The sequence below is a fragment of the Bacteroidales bacterium genome (assembly GCA_035342335.1).
In the GTDB taxonomy this organism is placed as follows: domain Bacteria; phylum Bacteroidota; class Bacteroidia; order Bacteroidales; family JAGONC01; genus JAGONC01.
In genome coordinates, this window is record DAOQWY010000004.1 from 64,395 (window position 1) to 83,478 (window position 19,084).

The following is a 19,084-nucleotide window of genomic DNA, read 5'->3' on the forward strand; positions in this document are numbered from 1 at the left end:
AATTGCATCGGACCGGCTACGTATATGCCCCAAAAAGATATGTTATGAAAATACTGATCAGCGGAAGCACCGGTTTTATCGGTAAAAGTCTGTCATTGTCTTTCACGAACCGTGACTGGATCATTGAACCCTTGACCAGGAAGGATTTTCTCGATGAACACAGGCTTGCCGAAAGGGTGAACGGAGCCGGTGCAGTCATTCATCTTGCAGGGGCCCCCATTCTCAAGCGGTGGACAAAAGCGTACAGGGAGGAAATTTATGCAAGCCGCGTGATCACCACTCGTAAGCTGGTGAGGGCGATCCGAAACTGCAGGGAACACCCCGGGCTGTTGATTTCGACCTCAGCCAGTGGAATCGTAAGAGATGGCTGTATCATCAACGAAAAGGGAGCCGATTTCGATGGCGGATTCCTCGGAAACCTTTGCCAGGATTGGGAAGCCGCTGCCCTTGAGGTACAGGACATTACCAGGGTGGTCGTTTTCAGGCTATCCGTTGTCCTCGACCGCAACGAAGGTGCCCTCCCTAAAATGTTATGGGCATTTAAGTTGGGATTGGGAGGACCGATCGCAAACGGCAAACAGCTCTTCAGCTGGATCCACAGGACTGATCTGCTCAATGCTTATTCCCATGTTATTGAAAATGATTCCATTCAGGGTATTGTCCACCTGGCCTCTCCCTTAACCGTGACCAACCTGGAATATACCAACACCCTGGCCAGGGTGCTGAACCGGCCGGCCGTGATCCCGATCCCAGCCTTCGCGCTGAAGCTCCTCTACGGTGATGCCGCTGCAATTCTGACCGGCGGTCAGGGTATCCTTCCTGAAAAACTGCTAAACTCAGGATTTACATTCCGATTCCCACGGCTGGAAGAAGCATTGAAGGACCTACTGGCCTGAAAAGATCCATTTTATGGATTGCGACACTCCATTTCCAAAGGTCATTCTGGTCACATAAAGCCCTCCGGGATGCAGGTTTTGTCCTCCGGGATCATGGATCAAATGATATTCCCCCCTGTCAAGGTGATGAACCACCGGTCGGCCGGTCAGGATACCTTTCATATCGTGGGTTTCGATGACCAAAACCTGGTGATCGGACACGGAAAGCTCCAGATGCAGGCAATCCGTGACCGGATTCGGGTAGTAGCGAACCGGCTGAATTGAAAAGGGTGCTGAATCCTGGATGCTCATCGGACCACAATGCCAGATGGCCTTCCAGCCGGAAAAGTTCCCGGTCTGGTTAGTCAGAATGTGCAGGGTGATTGCTCCCTGACTGGCGGTGAAGGTCACAGGAATGGAATCACCCGTGAGCTGACCAAGCAGAGGCGCGGTGGTATCCCGTCCGTCGTGAACGAACACGTAATCGATCCCATTTTCAAGGTCCAGCACCTGAAATGTAAGGTTAAGTTCTTTACAATCAGAAGGTTCAATTAAAAGAAAATAATCTTCACCGGGGTAATATGCATAAGCCGGGCCTCCTGAATCGTAAAGGGTATCCTGGTAGACCGCCGGGGCCTGCACCGTGAATTTATCCCGGATCAGCTGCCAGAAATCATCATACCCGTGATCATAACCCAGCGCCCAGATCCCGATACCGGCCAGGCCCCGCTGGTTGACCAGGTCGAACCGCTTTCCAAGACTTCTCACATCATCGATAAAGCATTGATACAACCGGTCAGCCTGAAACGAATAATACGGTGAGAAACTGTTGGATTCCCAGTGTTTATTTGCATCCGAATAGCTACCCGTCGTGCTGTTTCGGATCGTGTAATAGGTCAGTGCCGTTCCCCAACCGGTGACAGACGAAGGCGCCAGGGGTTTCTCAACCGGCCATTGCCGGCCATAATAGGGTAGTCCCAGTACAATTTTTGCGTTGGGTATTCCCTTGCTCTGAAACCAGGAAACCGATCGCGACAGGTTATAGTCGAAGCTGCTGACCATTGAATAGAGACCGGCCACAGGACCGGCCATACCACTTCCGTTCCAGTAATAATCATACCCCATGATCATAAACATATCGATGACAGGCTCGAGGAGTTCCAAATTAAAAAGCCCGTTCGGATCAACGGCAGGCACTGCCAGGCTTACCATTTTATCAGGCAGCTGCGTATGAAATTCCTGGGCGAAGTGGAGGAGAAACTGATTGAACTCAAAGCTCAGGGAGGATGGAACCGATTCAAAATCAAGATTGACCCCCTTTGCATTTCTTGCTTTGACAAGCGAAACAGCCGTGTCGATCAGCGTCTGCTGTGAGGTCGTATTGGAGAACAATGCCATGTGTGCGCTGAAAAGCGTAATGCAAAGATGGACATCCACGCCGCTGGAAAGGGCAGAATCGATGACCGGGGCTGCCATCCAATTATGCAGCGAGACCGGCGTCCCGGTGTAGGGATCCACCTCGAAGGAAAAGTAACAGAGATCCGACAGCAGGTCCCACTGGTAATTCAGGTAAGCACTGCCCATCCAGTAGGGATGATACCCAAAAACCGTCCGTTTGAGCTGGCCTGGGCCGCGTGTTTGGCGGATCACCTCCGTTTGAAGACCGTTCAGTGAATCAAACTGTGATTCCCGGGTGAACTCAAACCTTGAATAATAACGGGATTGTTCCTGGTGAATGGTCACATATGGAGTTTCCTGTGCAAGAAGTGAAAAATACCCGACACATCCCAAAAGTCCGGCGATCCATTTTCGGGTCATTCCACAAGGGTCATTTCGTCGATCAGGTGCCCGGCACCTGCAAATTTATCGATGATGAACAGGCAGTACCGTATATCGAGGCTGATGTTCCGGCACATGGCGGGGTCGTACATCAGGTCGCTCATGGTGCCCTCCCAGCAGCGGTCAAAATTGATCCCGATCAGGTGTCCTTCCGCATTCAGGACCGGACTGCCCGAATTTCCGCCCGACGTGTGGTTGGTGGCAAGGAAGCAGGTGTGCATGCTTCCATCCTTATCCGCGTACGGCCCATAATCGGCTCTTTCATAAAGCTCCTTCAGCTTTTCGTGCACCACATAATCGTGGACAGCCGGATCCTCTTTGCTGATTATTCCGGAAAGGGTCGTGAAACAGCTGTAGGTTACGGCATCTGCAGGCCTGTAGCCAGCCACTTTCCCATAGGTGACCCTCAACGTGGAATTTGCATCCGGGTAGAAACGTTTGTCGGAAAGCATTTCCATCTGCGCCTTCATGTAGATCCGCATCAGGCTGTCGGACCTGGCTTCCAGGGTTTGCATGACAGGTACGAGCTGATCGAAATAGTAATCCCGAAGTTCGATGTTCAACCGGTAGGCTCTGTCTTTCGTCATTTTTTTGGAATCTGATCTTTTGAAATTTTCCAGCAGATCCATGACTTCTTCCCGGGAATCAAACATGGAAGACGTAAAGATGTCCTCCGTAAAGCGTTTGACATCCCCCTGGTAGTCAGTCGTAATTTCCCGGAAGAACGGGGGGCTGAATGTGGGATCAAGATTTGAATAATAATCCTGGACCAATTGCTGGAACAGTTTGATATCCACCTCCCGGTCATAATTTCTGTACTGTCCGGCCATGGAAGTTTTCAGTGCAGCCAGTTCTTTGTCAATGGCCGTCCTGGCCGATTCTTTATCACTGCTGACATTGATCAGGTTCCGGCACGATCCTGCTAGTCGGAGCAGGTCGGTACGGAAGGCAGATTCCCAGAGATAGGTTTCTGCTTTCAGGTAGGGGGTCAGCGAAGCGTACAGCTCCTTGAAAGCAGGTAAAAGGCCACCATACGCGGATTTTCGTGACGGATCTTCGGCTGTCCAGCGCGTGAATTGCTCTTCAAACTGCTGTTTTTTATCTAATGCCTGCAGCCGGTCGATGCCCCGGTTCTCCCCGATCCATTTCTTCCATCCGTTGGCGATCCCTGCTTGCTTTGCAGCGTACCGGATACGGGTGACATCATCATTCTGCATGGCCTCATCAATGATCCCAAGGGCAATGCCCCTCATCCTGATACGGATAGGATTTTCTTCCTGCGTCATCATCTCAACAGCGTACGAAGGAAGATATTCGGTGGTTTGGCCGGGATATCCGAAGACAAACGTGAAATCTCCTTCCTGATATCCATCCAGAGCGATTTTCAAGTGATTTTTTGGTGCATAGGGCACATTTTCAGGGGAATAGGCAGCAGGCAGGTTGGCCGAATCAACATAGATCCTGAATACGGAGAAATCACCGGTGTGGCGGGGCCACATCCAGTTGTCGGTGTCCCCGCCGAATTTCCCGATACTCGAGGGAGGAGCTCCTACCAGGCGGATATCGCGGAAAATTTCATTGATAAACAGATAATAGGCATTTCCATAAAAAAATGGCTCAATGTCGGCCGCATAATGGGTACCCTCTGTCGCTTCCCCTTTGATTTTTTCCATCCGTTCAGTAATGATCTTCTGTCTTTCCTGCTCGGTAGCATCCGATGGGATCTCCCGGAGAATTTTTTCGGTCACATCTTCCATCCGGATCAGGAGCGTACAGGTCAGTCCGGGGCAGGGCAGTTCCTCATTGCGGTTAAGAGCCCAGAAACCTTCCGTCAGGTAATCGTGTTCAACGGAACTGTGCCGCTGAATGGAGCCGAAGCCGCAATGATGGTTGGTGAGAATGAGCCCTTCTTCTGAGACAATTTCGGCGGTACATCCACCTCCAAAGATGACAACCGCATCTTTCAGCGAAGAATGATTGATGCTGTAAATATCCTCAGCCGTGATCTTCATCCCCATCGCCACCATCTCTTCCTCGGTGTGTCCGCCCAGCAGCATGGGTATCCACATTCCCTCGTCTGCCTTTGAGAAAATGCCTGCAGAAAGCATGAGCAAAACAAGGAAACTCCTTTTGATAAAATTCTCCCTGACCATCATTTTTATTATTTCATTTTTCATTCTACATTCTTCATATTAAGCATCAATGCATCGATAAGATCTCTTTTTCAGCTGCCCTGACTGCAATGCAGGAGATCTCAACCGCTGCATCTTTTGGCAGGCCTTTGACTGCCACTGCTTCCCGGGCGGGTGGGTCCTGGCCAAAATAAGTGGCGTACACATTATTGAATTCGTTGTACAACTTCATATCTGAAAGAAAAGCTGACACTTTCACAACATTTGAGAAGTCCATCCCCGCCTCTTTTAAAATGGCCCGGATGTTTTTCATGATCTGTTTAACCTGGGCTTCAGGGCCACCTTCCGTAATGGAACCCGTGAATGGATCGATCCCAATTTGCCCGGAAACATACAGGGTATTATCAATTAGAATTGCCTGGCTGTAAGAGGCCAGTGGAGCCGGAGCTCCGGTGATGGAAATGGATTTTTTCATTTTTTGAACCTTTTAGGCAAAAGTAATCATTTTCAATTTAAGAATGGTCATTGTCTGAAGGGCCATTTTTTCATAGGGTAAGGGTCAGCTCAAATGGATAATTTCATATCTTGCATCAAATTCTCAACCTATGACACTCCTGTTGAATCGTTCCGACGTAATATCAGTTCTCACCATGCAGGACTGCATGGCCATTGTTGAAAAGGCTTTCAGTGAACTCTCCGAAGGAACCGCCGTGCTTCCCCTGCGTACGGCCATTTCGCCTCCGGGTGGAATTTCGCTTTACATGCCTGCATATCTGAAAGAGATGAAGGCGCTGGCCGTCAAGGTGGTCACAATTTACAAAGAGAATCCTGCGAAGTACCAATTCCCGGTCGTCATGGGGAAGGTGCTGCTTCAGGACCCCGATTCCGGCGATGTGATCTGCATCATGGACGGCGGATACCTTACGGCTGTCCGCACCGGAGCAGCCAGTGGCGTGGCGACCCGCTACCTGGCACGCAAAGACGAAGGACAGTTGCTGGCGGTCTTTGGTACGGGCGTTCAGGCGAAGATGCAGCTGCTTGCCGTCGCTGAAGCCAGAAAGCTTTCAGGAGCACTTGTCTTCGATCTTTCGGCTGCATCCGCTCAAAAGTTCGCAGAGGAACTTGGCCCGAAGGTGAATTTCCCCATCCGGATCGCCGGCGAACCCGCGCAATTGCTTGAAGCAGACATCATCTGTACGGCAACTTCTTCTCCAACGCCCCTGTTCGACGGAAACCGTGTGAAGCCAGGCACGCATATCAACGGCATCGGAAGCCACACCCCAGGTACCCGGGAACTCGATACGGCCATCATCCTGCGGTCGAAATTCATTGGCGACAGCCGGGAGGCATGTTTTGGCGAAGCCGGCGACATCCTGATCCCGATCCGGGAAGGAGCCATCACCGAATCACACTATTACGCAGATCTTGGGGAGATCATCACGGGGAAAAAAGCCGGCAGGGAATATGCTGACGAAATTACCCTGTTCAAATCGAACGGATTGGCCATACAGGATGCAGCCACCGCGAAACTGGTCTACGAAAAAGCAGTTCAGGCCGGAGTTGGCACAAGAGTGGATATCTAATAGTTGTCGCGAAAATCTTTCTTTTTCTGTAATTTCAGATCCTGCAACATTCTTGACTTGGCATTGATGGCAAAGTTCCAGCTCTGCAATCCGCCGATCGGTATCCAGTTGAACCGCATTTCCCAGCAATGCAGGTCACGGTACACGCTGATGGAGGTGGTTGAGAAATCAAAATCAATCAGGTCAATGCCGGATGAAAAGGTCACCTTCCATTTTGGTGTGATGGAAATATCCCCCGTGAAGGAGAGGGTTTGAACAACGTCATTCTCATTCAGCATTTTGGTCGTGTTGAACCGGTGGATGAAGCGGAGATTATAGGAAAGGTTAAGGCTCCAGGGATTGTTCCAGTCCAGGTACCTCTCAGGTTGATTGATAATGTCCGTAAGTTCCTCCTGGGTGCCGGTGCCGGGTTTTGGTGCCAGTGGCTTCTTCTTGGGACCCAACCGGTAACTGAAGCTCAGATTCCAGGTGGTATTGTCAAACCTCAGCAGCCGCCGGTTTTTTTCCCACTGAAACTGGTTGATCCTTCTTCCCGTTGAGTCATCCAGTGCGTAAAGATCCCATGCACCGTTGAACTGAAGATTGAGGTTCTTGATCAGCCTTGTCCGCCCCGACATGGTGATGGGTGACCATTTCAATGAATCCCTGGCAATATCATAGCTGGTCATGATCGCAAAGTTCTCGATCAGTACCAGTTTCTTCATCCCCGTGATCGTGTCTTTCCTTGACCTGACTTTCACTTCAAGATTATTTTGAAGGCTCAGTGACACATTTCCCGATTTCCCGTCCGGGACCGTTCCATAGATGCTGTTTTGAAAGGGTGAATACCGGATGCTGTCGGTATGTTCAGCATCCGTATAATAGTAGTCCCAGTACCCGTATTTTGGATTACCGAAGTCGGGCCGGATGGAGAATCCAACGGACGGGGTCATCACATGGCGGATGGCCCTGAGGGGCCCCTTTTTGAACTGGAGTATGCCGTAAAACTTTGTGGAGATTGAGGAACTGAAATTAAAATCCCTGACGCCGGAAAAGCCTTTCACTGTATCATTACGTACATAGCCAACCGTGGTGTCATTACCCGTAATGAGTGTATCATTTGACCAGGATTTTATGATTTTCTGAAAGTACCATCGCTCGGTGTAATTGATGTTGTTCGACATGTTGAAGTACTTAAACAGCTTAAGCGTGCTGGAAATGGGAATGGCATGCTTGATGCCGTTGCGCATGTCATCCAGAAACTTGCCTTCCAACAGCAATGAATCGTACGTACTGATCCTGTTTTCTGCATTCATCGTATAATTCATGCTGATATTTTCGTACCATTTGAGTTCTCCCACCCGCTCTCTTTTACGGAAGGGATAAAACCTGTTCACGCTGAACGAAATTTTGGGAAGATAAAAATCAATGGTCTTTTGCAGTGTGTTTTGCGAATGGTTTAGGTTGAGGGCCAGAAAATACTTGCCGGACCAGTTTTTCTGATAGGAGATGCTTGACTGGAAGGTATTTGATTGATAATCGTTGATTGAGACCGGGTTATACTGGTTGAACGAGCGGGTCACGAAATTGACATTGGCGCTGAACGTGCTTCCGGGTCTGGCTTTAGGGTCCTGTGTGTGGATCCACCGTACTGAAAAATCCTTGTTACGCTGATAGCCTGGAGTGCCCTCGTCACCGATCCGGTTCACCGCATAGCTGAATGTGAAGGAGCCGCCGAATTTATACCGCTTTTTGTAGCCCATGGAGGGTTTGATGGCCCAGCTGCCCCGGGAATAGATGTCGCCTTTGATGGTCAGGTCAAAATAATCATTGATCCCCCAATAGTATCCTCCGTTCTCGAGAAAAAAACCACGGTCTTTTGATTCACCATACGTCGGAAAGATGATCCCTGAAGTTCTGCCTTTGGAAATGGGAAACATACCAAAAGGAACTGCCAGGGGCAGTGGAACATCTGCAACCGTCAGCCAGGCCGGGCCTGTGATGATCTTATTATCGGGGATCACCTTGGCTTTTTTGAATTTCATGGCGAAATGCGGGTGGGGAGCACTGCAGGTGGTGTAACTTCCCGACTGAATATTAATGATATTTCCCTCCATCCGCTTGATGGTCGTACCGTGTATGTACCCCTCTCCCTCCTGGGTGATCACTCCCTTGATCAACCCTTTTTCCGTTTGGAAGTTATAGCGCATCTCCTCGGCTGTGAACTCCTGATCGCCTTCTTTGAAAATGGGTTTTCCGATCCGGTTACCCAGCGAATCGGTCTGTGATGTAGCATACAGTTCACTTTTATCAAAATCAATTTCAACATAACCTGCTTTCAGGTTGGACTTCAGGTAATTCAGCTCTGCATCCCTGTAGAGCCAGGCCTTCTGCTGCCGTAAATCAAAGATCAGGGAATCCACTGACTTGTAGTCAATTTTGCCTTCCAGTTTGAATTTGCTGACAGAAGCCTGGATGGAATCCCTGCCTGTCGTATCGGCCCGGATGGAAAACAGGGTGTCGGGGGGCATAGGCAATACAACGGTATCCTGGGCTTCAAGCCTCAAAAAACCTGTAAAAATGATCAACAGTATACCAGAATAAGTTACCCACCGTTTATTTGTTAATAAGTCACGCAATGCGTTGAATCCTGACAAGGTGAAATGACTATTTTTGTGATACGCCAGTCAAAACTACTTAAATTCTGCCATAGGTGAAACGATCAGGTGTTATTTTTGGTATGCTCTGCTTTCTCTTGCTGATCGCATGGACGGCTGATTCACAAAATAATCTCAACAAGATTGACAGGGTGGTGATCGATGCAGGTCACGGAGGTGAAGATCCGGGCGCCCTGGGAAAACATTCCAGGGAAAAAGACATTGTCCTGGCTATTGCCTTGAAAACGGGAGAATACATTGAAAAGAACCTCCCCGATGTGAAAGTGATCTATACACGCACAACAGACAGGTTCATCGAACTGTACAAACGCGCACATATAGCGAATGAAAGTCATGCCGACCTGTATATTTCCATCCATTGCAATTCAAGTCCAAAGTCAGCGCCGTTTGGTGCTGAGACGTACGTGATGGGTCTGCACAAAAGCGAGAACAACCTTGAAGTGGCTAAACTTGAAAATGCTGCCATTCTCCTGGAAAGCGACTATACTGCTAACTATGAAGGATTTGACCCCAATTCAGATGAAGCCTACATTGTATTTAACATGTACCAGAATCTTTTCCTGGAACAGAGCCTGGGTATGGCGGTCCACGTACAGGATCAGTTCAGGGAGAGGGTCGGACGGCACGACAGGGGTGTAAAACAGGCAGGTTTTCTGGTTTTGTACCGGACAACCATGCCCGGGGTACTGATCGAAACGGGTTTTTTAAGCAATGCGGCAGAAGAAAGCTACCTGATGTCGGAAGAAGGGCAGGTTTATCTGGCATCCGCTATTTACAGGGCATTCAGGGACTATAAGAATGAAGTGGAGGGCAAAATTGACGGGCAACCGACTTCGGGAGGTAAAACGGTTGCTGCCAATCCGCCGGTTCAAACTCCCCGGGAAGAGCCTGTCAAGAAACAGGACGCTTCACCGACGCCAACACCTGGTCCCGCTAAAAATAGCTCCGCGTCAAAGGAGCCCATCCCTTCTGCCTCGGGTGAATCGATCTCCTTTTGTGTTCAGGTGCATACATCTCCAAAAAAAATCCCCCTCAATTCAAAGCTGTTTGCCGGGTTGCAGAATGTCAGGGAGTACTATCACGGGGGATTATACAAATATACAAGTGGCAATGAATCCTCTTTTGAGGAGGCATCCCGGTTGTGCAAAACCATCCGTTCAAAGGGATTTAATGACGCATTCGTTGTCGCCTTTCAGGGTGAAACGCGTATAGATGTTGAAAAAGCAAGGCAACTGGCAAAACCAGCCCCCTAGCTCGATCATCTGAGAAGGTTTTTAACCTCAAACCCAAAAATCGTCGAAATAATAGCCGGATTTTATTATATTTGCATCTCCAATAATGGCTGACCGGTGAAATTAACCCGTGAAACAAAGATCGGACTGGTATTTGTCGTTGCGCTGGCGCTCCTGATCTGGGGATTGAACTTCCTGAAGGGAAAGACGCTTTTTAAAGCTGAGCGGAATTTTTACGCTGTCTATGACCACATTGATGGTCTTGTCGTTGCTAATCCGGTCAATATCAATGGTTTTTCGGTGGGTCAGGTGACGGAGATTTCCTTTGAAAGCGAAACTTCCCCACGTATCATCGTGGAGTTCATGCTGGATAAAAAGATCCAGATCCCCCAAAACACGGTTGCCAGGATTTATTCACAGGATCTGCTCGGAGGCAAGTCGATTGATCTTCTGCTGGGAGATTCACCCACTTACTGTAAGCCAGGCGATACGCTTGTCTCTTCGATCGAAACATCCCTGCGCGAGGAAGTCAACCGGCAGGTGGAGCCCATCAGGCGAAAGGCCGAGGATCTGATTTCATCCATTGATTCAATTGTCACCGTAATCCAGTTTATTTTTAACGAAAATATGCAGGATGACCTGATATCGAGTGCCTCCAACCTTAAAACCACCTTCGTCAACCTTCAGAATACGACTTCGAACATTGATAATCTTGTACTTACGCAACAACAAAGGTTGATCGAAATCATCGGTCACATTGAAAGCATCACACGGAATCTTCAGAACAGCAATGCGGAAATTACCAATATTCTCAGCAATTTTTCGGCGATCAGCGATACGGTTACCCGTATGGAGATATCAAAGACCTTTGGTGACCTGAATCAGGCGCTGGGGGATATTTCAGCGGTTGTTGGCAAGATCAATCAGGGCGAAGGCTCCCTGGGATCATTGATCAATGATCAGAAGCTTTATAATAACCTTGTGGCTTCATCCTCTGAACTAAATCTGTTACTTGAGGATATCAGGTTAAACCCCAGGCGGTATGTTTCCGTATCTGTTTTTGGGAAAAACCCGGATAAGCACGCCAAATCCCCATCCGGGCAGGATGGATCCCAGAAAGAGCAGTAAGGACCTTCCTTTATTCTCTCCACAGGAAGATCTCATTTTTATTCCGTGGTCGTTGATTTTCCCTCCAGTTGAATCCTCTCAGTTTTTTCTCCTCCTCCGGCAGATCCTTCTCGGGGTAGAGAACGGCAACCGGACGATCGATATAGACAATCCGCTCGATCTTGTTCTCGTTGACGAAGATCCACATTGAGCCTGAAACAGCTTTGTTGACCCCAATGAGTGATTCGTCCTCATCCCTAACGTAGTAGATCGTTTCTGAGTTGGATTCCACCCGGATCCTTTGAAGCTGGTTTTCCGTGAAATACCCGATCATGTTTAAACCCCTGATCTGGTTGAACCGCAGGGTATCATCCATTGAAATGATCAACGAGGTGTTATGCAGGTTCATCCGGTCGATTTGCCTGTTGCGGAACCAGATCCTGATCGAGTCGGCGGTGAGTTGGTTCTCATCCGACCAGAGGACAGGATCGTTGTAGAGGGTAAGAACCGAGTCGGCTATGTTGTTGTGCAACGAATCACACATCCCCTGTATGTCGGTTCGATAGAATTTGACCCTATGGTAAGCAAGCAGGTCCCTGGCTTTCTGGGCTGAATCAAAACGTGCGATCAGCGTATCTGCATGCATGAACAGCGTATCTTCCCTGTCAGCAAGGATGGCCAGTGCACTGTCGGTGATCATGCTGAATTTCTGCTCTTTGCTGTAGAGGGAATAATTACCCTTGAGCACGATATCCTGAACGGTATCGGTGACGGTAATGTTACGAAAAGCCCTTCCCAATCCCGTTTTCTGCTCGTAGTATATGCTGTCGGCCGCCAGGATCTGATCACCTGTATGGATCCGTGAGTTTTTTCCCAGGTAGGATTTATCATTTCGAGTATCAAACCATCCTGTCTGACAGTAAATGTAAAAATCTTCGGATTCAATATGTGTCGGTCCGATGAAATAGGCGATCTCTGTTTCGGTATTATAGCGCATGGTGTCAGCCCTCACCGTGTAGTCAGTATCCTTCAGGGTCACATTCCTGCTGAAGGCAAATTCTTTCACCCTGACATAATAATATCCGCTTTCGCTTTGCAGCTCCTTTTCTCCTGACAGGACTCTCCCTCCGTCGTGGTAATAGCTCTCTTGTGTCAACCGATTGTAGATCAGATATTCAGAGTAAAGCGTTGTCTGATCATCAATTAACCTGACTTCCCGCTCAATCTCACCGATCTTTGTATTCCCGTCGTACCAGATGTGTTTTCCGTACAAATGAAGTGTATCCCTGGATTCAACATGAACATCGCCCATCGCTTCCACCCGGTTCTCAACCTCATTCAGGTAAGCCGTGTCACAGTAAAGATAAATATTGTCGTGCTCAAGAATGATATTACCTGTCAACACCTGCACATTGGCATTGGCGCGCCTGTCGTAGCTGATCTCATCAGACTGGATCAGCCGGATAAGAGCGGTATCCTGCGAAAAACACGGCTGCCTCAGCACCAGCAGGATCAGCATCCAGCCTGCGTTCCGGAGGATCATAAACCTGTTTGAACACCCATTTCCCATGCCGCAAAGGTATTGAATAATGATGATGTGCCTGATAAATTCAAAGGAACAGAAAAACGGGCAAGGCCCCGGAAATCATTCATCCGTAAGATTCTTCAGCATTTCACGATATTCCGAGAAAACATTCGCCCTGGAAACAAATCCAATGTATCTGCCCTGGTGAACGACAGCCAGTACGTATTGCCCGGAACGCTGAAATTTTTCAGTCACCTCCTCCATCGTGTCATCCAGGTCAACCGTATGGGGGGGGGTGACCATCAGATCACTCACGTAGGTCGTGCCATAGAGCTCTGGCTTGAACATGATCTTGCGCACATCATCCAGGGTGACCAATCCCCTGAAAAAACCCTGCTCATCCACTACCGGAAAGAGATTCCTGGAAGATTTTGATACCAATTTTACCAGATCCCCCAGATAATCATCCGGATGAAGGATCTGAAAATTCTTCTCGATAAGATCTTCTACCTTCATAAGGGTCAGCACGGCTTTGTCCTTGTCGTGCGTGATCAATTCTCCCTTTTGTGCCAGAAGTTGTGTGTAAACTGAATTGGGGACGAAGATCTTAACGGTCACATAGGAGATGGCACACGTGATCATCAGCGGGACGAACAGCTGGTAACCACCTGTTATTTCGGCAATCAGGAAAATACCGGTAAGGGGAGCATGCAACACCCCTGCGATGACTCCTCCCATGCCTGCCAGCGCAAAACTTCCTTCCGGGAGGGATCCCAGCCCTAAATAATGGGTGAGTTTCCCGAAAAACAGGCCCGTAAATACGCCCGTGAACAAAGCCGGAGCAAAAATCCCTCCGACACCTCCTGCACCAAAGGTCGCTGCCGTGGCGATGACCTTGAGCAGGATCATGGCCAGGAAGAACAGGAATACGATCATCAGCTCCTCCTGATAATTGCGAAACAGACTGTTGTTGACCAGGGAGCTCCAATCTCCGCTCAATGCGATATTGACGGTTTGATAACCTTCGCCATAGAGCGAAGGAAAGAGAAAAATGAGCAGTCCCAGCACACTGCATCCCACTATCCACCGTACGTGCCAGGCCTTTATCCGCTGGAAGAAGTGTTCGATCAGAATGTAGATCTTTGTAAAATAAACAGATACTCCCCCCGCAAAGATCCCCAGGAGGATATAATACGGTGCGTCTCCCACCTGAAAGCGGCCTTCGATCTCAAAAGGGTATAGCACTGCCTGACCGAGCAGGAAATAGGAGGTGAGAACGGCAGTGGCTGAAGCAATCAGAAGGGGTATGATGGAGAATGCCGTCAGGTCGATCATGATGACCTCAACAGCAAACAGCATCGCAGCAATGGGTGCCTGGAAGATGGAAGCCATCGCTGCAGCACTCGCCACGCCGATCATCAGGATGATTTGTTTGTAACTGAGGTTGAGTATCCTGCCCAGGTTCGACCCAATGGAAGCTCCTGTTCCGATCGTCGGTCCCTCCAGTCCGACGGATCCGCCAAATCCAACCGTCAGTACACTGGTGATGATGGAAGCGTACATCTGATAGGGAGCCAAAATGCCTTTCTTTCTTGAAATGGCATGCAAAACAATCGGGATGCCATGACTGAGGCGCTGACGAAGAATGAACCGGATGAAAATGATGACCAGCAGGATCCCGATTGCCGGGTAGAGAAGATTGAAGTAATGGTGGCCGGTGTACCCCGTACTGTCCGTCAGTAGTTTCTGAATAAAATGGACCCCGTTCTTGATGATCACTGCACTGGACCCACCGAGGAAGCCCACCACCACGCTCAACAACAGAATGAATTGTTTATCGTTGATATGGCGTGTTCTCCAGATCAGAAACCGGTTCAGGGCCAGGGTCATTTTCATGTGCAGATCTATTGATTGCTAAGATATCCAAAAATACTGAAAACCATCCTTGCTTTCCGGATCTTCATTTCGATCCGAAAAACTGAACGATATGTCAGGATTTTTTATTTTTGCAAAAAAAAAGAATTTCTTTGCGCTGTAAGGGCGCTTTCAATCTTTAGAAACGGAGGTAATCATGTATGTTCGGTTCATCGTTTTCATAACACTTGTCATTTTCCTGGCTTCTTGTGGTTCAGGCTCAGACCAGAAGCAAAAAACAGAAAATACTGAAGTTCCCGCTCTGACGGTAGCAAATTTTGATTCGCTGGCCGGTCAATACATTGGGCAGGAAGTCCAGGTTGAGGGTTTGGTGGATCATGTCTGTCGTCATAGCGGAAAACGGATGTTTTTGATTCTCCCCGATGCGGCAGGCCGTGTGAAAGTGGTCACCGGTGATAACATCGCAAGCTTTGATGTCGAATTGGAAGGCACGGATGTGATCGTCAGGGGCGTTGTGGATGAATTAAGGGTCGACGAGCAGTATTTGACTGAGTGGGAGACAGAACTTGAAGACCAGGAAGCAATTGAAGCGCAGGAGGCTGGAGAACCGGAGCCTGCTGGAACAGAAGGGCATGCTGAGGGAGTCCATTCCGGCATGGGCGAACAGGCTGACCAGGGAACGCACACGGAAGCCTGGGAGCAGATTGCTGACTACCGTGCTCAGATTGCAGCAAGTGAAAAAGGCTACCTCTCTTTCTTTTCCATCATTTGCTCAGAATTCGCCCAAAAGGGAAATTAAATCATTTGTTTATGGCTGCTTTCAAGTGGAGAAGGTGGAATAATGCAATCCACCGTGATTTTGGGTATTTCTTTTTCGGGATGACGGTTATTTATGCCCTGTCGGGTATTGCGCTGAATCATATACGGGATTGGAATCCGAACTACATCATCAGGAACTGGCAGGTGACGGTCAATATTCCTGAGGCGACCAATTATTTATCTGAAGATCAGGTCTTTGACATTCTTAGCCAGGCAGGGCTGAAAAATGAATATAAAAAGCATTACTTTCGTGATAAGCAGACACTTAAAATATTTCTGGATCATGGATCCGCCACTTTTAATCTGGAGACGGGTACGGGAACGGTTGAGACCATACGGCGGCGGCCTTTGTTTCACCAGGTGAATTTCCTGCATTATAATCCTTCAACATGGTGGACCTGGTTTTCCGACATCTATGCAGGTGCGCTGGTCTTGCTGGCGATCACCGGTTTGTTCGTATTAAGGGGGAAGAACGGCATTACACGCCGAGGTGCCTGGATAACACTGGCCGGGATCATCATCCCGCTGATCTTCCTGTTTGTCTATAAAGGCAGGAGTCTTTAGCCGAACAACAGCGCATAGACTTCTTCAATTCTTCGGGCCGGTACGATCCGGATGGAGAATTTTTTGACGTCAAGGTTCCTGCGGTTGTAGCCTGAGATGACGATCTTTTCAAATCCAAGCTTTTCTGCTTCCAGGATCCGGGATTCGATCCGGTTTACTGCACGGATTTCACCGGAGAGACCTACTTCTGCAGCGAAACAAACATTTTTATCCACAGGGATATCGGCATTGGAGGAGAGGATTGCACAGATCACTGCCAGATCGATGGCGGGGTCGTCCACTTTTATTCCGCCCGCTATATTGAGAAATACGTCCTTCATTCCCAGCCGGAAGCCACTTCTTTTTTCGAGAACGGCCAGAAGCATGTTCATACGGCGGACATCAAAGCCGGTGGCAGAGCGCTGGGGAGTGCCATAGGCTGCGGTACTGACCAGCGCCTGCGTTTCGATAAGCATCGGGCGTAAACCCTCTATGGTCGCGGCGATCACCACACCGCTCAGTTCCTCATCCCGCTGCGACAGGAGTATCTCGGAGGGATTCGATACCTCCCGCAATCCGTTGCCTTGCATCTCATAGATCCCCAGTTCAGAAACCGATCCGAACCTGTTCTTTGTGGCCCTGAGTATCCTGTAAACATGATGACGGTCGCCTTCAAACTGCAGTACCGTGTCGACCATATGCTCCAGAACCTTCGGGCCGGCCAGGTAGCCTTCCTTGGTGATGTGCCCGATGAGGATCACCGGCATTCCGGTGGCCTTGGCGTGCTTCTGCAATTCCGCAGCACACTCCCGCACCTGGCTGACCGATCCCTGCGCTGAGTCCACCGCGTCGGTCTGCAGTGTCTGAATGGAGTCAACGATCACCAGATCGGGTTTTACTTTGTCAATTTGATGAAGGACGGACTGAATGGAGGTTTCAGTGAGAATGAAGCAGCTTTTGTTTTTGATGCCCAGCCGGTTGCCGCGCATGCGCAGCTGCTGGTCACTTTCTTCGCCGGAAACGTACAGGATCCGTTTCCCCTCCATCCTCAGCGCCACCTGCATCATCAGTGTGGACTTCCCAATGCCGGGTTCCCCACCGACCAGCACCAGTGAACCGGGTACAAGCCCCCCTCCCAGTACCCTGTCGAGTTCCTGGTCGGCTGTGCTGATCCGTTGCTGGTCCGACCAGTCGATCTCTGTGATCAGTTTTGGCTCCTGGACTTTTCTCCCGGCAGAACGGTCATCACCACGATCATGGTGAACGACTTCTTCCACAAAGGTATTCCATTCACCGCAGGAAGGGCACTTTCCAATCCACTTGACCGACTGTGCACCGCAATTCTGACAGAAAAAAATAGTTTTGGCTTTTGACAAAGCAATTGGGGATTATGACGTGATTAGGAATGATTTCCTGTTTTTCGGATCAGTTCGGTTGAAGAATATCCCGGCAGGAGTTCGATGGTTACCACCTCCCCTCCCCGGGATGTGACAATATCGTGTCCGGCAATTTCTTCCGGTTTGTAATCAGCCCCTTTGACCAGTACATCCGGCTGGATTTTTTGTATGAGCTCATAGGGTGTATCGGCATTGAAAAGAACTACGGCCGTGACAAAACTCAGGGAAGCTAAAACCATGGCGCGTGCTTGTTCAACATTCACCGGCCGGTTTGCTCCCTTAAGCCGCCTGACCGATTCATCGGAATTCAGACCGATGATCAGCACATCTCCCAGGTCAGCCGCTTTTGATAAATAGTCAATGTGACCCAGGTGCAGTACGTCAAAACATCCGTTGGTGAATGCAATTTTTTCGCCCCGGAACCTCCAGATGGCCAATTGACGGTCCAGATCAGGCAAGTCAAGAATTTTGGACCGGATGCGGTCTGTCTTTCCCATACAAAGTTTTGTTCATTAAGGGTAGTAAAATTAATGAAATTATTCCAGCAAGGATGATCATCACTGTTTGCCCCGACCAAAGCAGCCATCCCATCGCATAGCCCTTGGTTTCAGGTATGTCATAGAGAAAAAGTGTTTCAGCCACAATGGCAGGATAAATGCCAATGCCTCCCTGCACAATCATGACGCCAATCGTTGCGAAAATATAAACTGCAAAACCTGCTGTCAGGGAAATTCCCTTTGTTTCGGGAAGACAGTTGAACACGACCATCGTCATGGCGTAATAAAGCGTCCAGATGAACAGGGAATGAAAGATGAACCAGAAGGGTTTTTTAATATGGGCCAGCGATTTCAGACCTTCAAGGAAGCCCATGATCACTTCTTTGATCTTACGATAGATCCCCGTGTGATTGAAATGTTTCCGCAGGAAATACAGCAATGCCAGGAAAAAGACCACGCCCGCGATCAAAAGGTAGATGAGGTAATGGGTTCCGTCAAAAAGCGCCAGTTTTCCCTGAATGGGATGAATGATCTTTTCAGCGATATAATTCGACACCCTGCCGAACTGTATCACCAGATTGAGGATGAACAGAAGTGCAAAAATGAGCAGATCGATTGCCCGCTCGGTGACCACTGTACCGAAAGATTTCTGAAAAGGTATTTTCTCATATTTTGCCAGCACGCCGCACCGGGAGACCTCTCCCAGTCGGGGTAAGGCCAGGTTGGCAAAATATCCGATGAAAACTGCAAAAACTACATTGCTGAACCTGGGATGGTACCCCATGGGTTCCAGGAGCATTCTCCAACGGATTGAGCGGCTGATATGGCTTACGATGCCGATGAGCAGGGAGAGAAGTATCCAGAGGTAATTTGCCTGCCTCAACGATTCCCATATTTCGGCCTTTTCTCCGGGGGTAAGGTTTCGCACAAAGAGCCAGATGAAAAACAATCCCAGACCCAGGAAAAACATAAGCTTCCCGATCGTTGCCAGCGTTTTTTTCAA

Annotated in this window: 15 protein-coding genes; 6 read left to right on the top strand and 9 right to left on the bottom strand. The window is 49.1% G+C overall.

All coding sequences use genetic code 11. The features are described from left to right. The first annotated feature begins 44 nt into the window (after positions 1-44). A complete protein-coding gene (locus tag PKI34_03200) occupies positions 45-896 on the top strand; it encodes a TIGR01777 family oxidoreductase (protein ID HNS16809.1) in 852 nt (283 codons plus the stop codon). Here PKI34_03200 and PKI34_03205 read toward each other — a convergent pair. The 3 genes from PKI34_03205 to PKI34_03215 are packed head-to-tail and all read right to left on the bottom strand — an operon-like array spanning position 885 to position 5,321. Then, positions 885-2,693 (bottom strand): glycosyl hydrolase family 18 protein, encoded by a 1,809-nt coding sequence (locus PKI34_03205; GenBank protein ID HNS16810.1) that lies wholly within the window; start codon positions 2,691-2,693, stop codon positions 885-887. The genes PKI34_03200 and PKI34_03205 overlap by 12 nt on opposite strands. Beyond that, positions 2,690-4,891, bottom strand: a complete 2,202-nt coding sequence (locus PKI34_03210; protein HNS16811.1) for a S46 family peptidase — start codon at positions 4,889-4,891, stop codon at positions 2,690-2,692. Before PKI34_03210 ends, PKI34_03205 begins: the two co-directional genes overlap by 4 nt. A 22-nt stretch (positions 4,892-4,913) precedes the next feature. After that, positions 4,914-5,321, bottom strand: coding sequence for a Rid family detoxifying hydrolase (locus PKI34_03215; GenBank protein HNS16812.1), 408 nt, complete (start codon positions 5,319-5,321; stop codon positions 4,914-4,916). Between the two features lie 130 nt (positions 5,322-5,451). Here PKI34_03215 and PKI34_03220 point away from each other — a divergent pair, with 130 nt between their 5' ends. Beyond that, positions 5,452-6,429, top strand: a complete 978-nt coding sequence (locus PKI34_03220; GenBank protein HNS16813.1) for a hypothetical protein — start codon at positions 5,452-5,454, stop codon at positions 6,427-6,429. Here PKI34_03220 and PKI34_03225 read toward each other — a convergent pair. Beyond that, positions 6,426-8,996 carry a putative LPS assembly protein LptD gene (locus PKI34_03225; GenBank protein HNS16814.1) on the bottom strand — a complete coding sequence of 857 codons (2,571 nt, stop codon included), beginning with the start codon at positions 8,994-8,996 and terminating at the stop codon, positions 6,426-6,428. The two genes, PKI34_03220 and PKI34_03225, sit on opposite strands and share 4 nt — an antisense overlap. 125 nt (positions 8,997-9,121) lie before the next feature. Between PKI34_03225 and PKI34_03230 the strand changes: the two genes are divergently transcribed. Continuing rightward, the gene (locus tag PKI34_03230) at positions 9,122-10,339 is read left to right on the top strand and encodes an N-acetylmuramoyl-L-alanine amidase (GenBank protein ID HNS16815.1); all 1,218 of its coding nucleotides are present in this window, start codon (positions 9,122-9,124) and stop codon (positions 10,337-10,339) included. 96 nt (positions 10,340-10,435) lie between these two features. After that, positions 10,436-11,446: an MlaD family protein gene (locus tag PKI34_03235; protein HNS16816.1), complete on the top strand. Its 1,011-nt coding sequence runs from the start codon at positions 10,436-10,438 to the stop codon at positions 11,444-11,446. Between the two features lie 10 nt (positions 11,447-11,456). Here the strand turns inward: PKI34_03235 and PKI34_03240 are convergent, their stop codons facing one another. Both PKI34_03240 and PKI34_03245 read right to left on the bottom strand, forming a co-directional pair. Next, entirely contained in the window at positions 11,457-12,968 is a 1,512-nt protein-coding gene (locus tag PKI34_03240; protein ID HNS16817.1) for an OstA-like protein, read from the bottom strand. A gap of 102 nt (positions 12,969-13,070) precedes the next feature. Next, on the bottom strand, positions 13,071-14,846 hold the full coding sequence (locus PKI34_03245; protein ID HNS16818.1) for a chloride channel protein: 1,776 nt from the start codon (positions 14,844-14,846) through the stop codon (positions 13,071-13,073). A 175-nt stretch (positions 14,847-15,021) separates the two neighbouring features. Between PKI34_03245 and PKI34_03250 the strand changes: the two genes are divergently transcribed. Then, positions 15,022-15,624 carry an OB-fold nucleic acid binding domain-containing protein gene (locus PKI34_03250; GenBank protein HNS16819.1) on the top strand — a complete coding sequence of 201 codons (603 nt, stop codon included), beginning with the start codon at positions 15,022-15,024 and terminating at the stop codon, positions 15,622-15,624. 11 nt (positions 15,625-15,635) lie between these two features. Then, a complete protein-coding gene (locus PKI34_03255; protein HNS16820.1) occupies positions 15,636-16,208 on the top strand; it encodes a PepSY-associated TM helix domain-containing protein in 573 nt (190 codons plus the stop codon). Here PKI34_03255 and radA read toward each other — a convergent pair. Genes radA through PKI34_03270 form a run of 3 tightly spaced genes read right to left on the bottom strand, consistent with a single transcriptional unit; the run spans position 16,205 to position 19,084 of the window. After that, positions 16,205-17,563 carry a DNA repair protein RadA gene (radA, locus tag PKI34_03260; protein HNS16821.1) on the bottom strand — a complete coding sequence of 453 codons (1,359 nt, stop codon included), beginning with the start codon at positions 17,561-17,563 and terminating at the stop codon, positions 16,205-16,207. The two genes, PKI34_03255 and radA, sit on opposite strands and share 4 nt — an antisense overlap. A gap of 23 nt (positions 17,564-17,586) precedes the next feature. Further along, positions 17,587-18,081, bottom strand: coding sequence for a D-glycero-beta-D-manno-heptose 1-phosphate adenylyltransferase (gene rfaE2 / locus PKI34_03265; GenBank protein HNS16822.1), 495 nt, complete (start codon positions 18,079-18,081; stop codon positions 17,587-17,589). After that, a complete protein-coding gene (locus tag PKI34_03270) occupies positions 18,044-19,084 on the bottom strand; it encodes a lysylphosphatidylglycerol synthase transmembrane domain-containing protein (GenBank protein HNS16823.1) in 1,041 nt (346 codons plus the stop codon). The genes rfaE2 and PKI34_03270 overlap by 38 nt, the downstream gene beginning before the upstream one ends.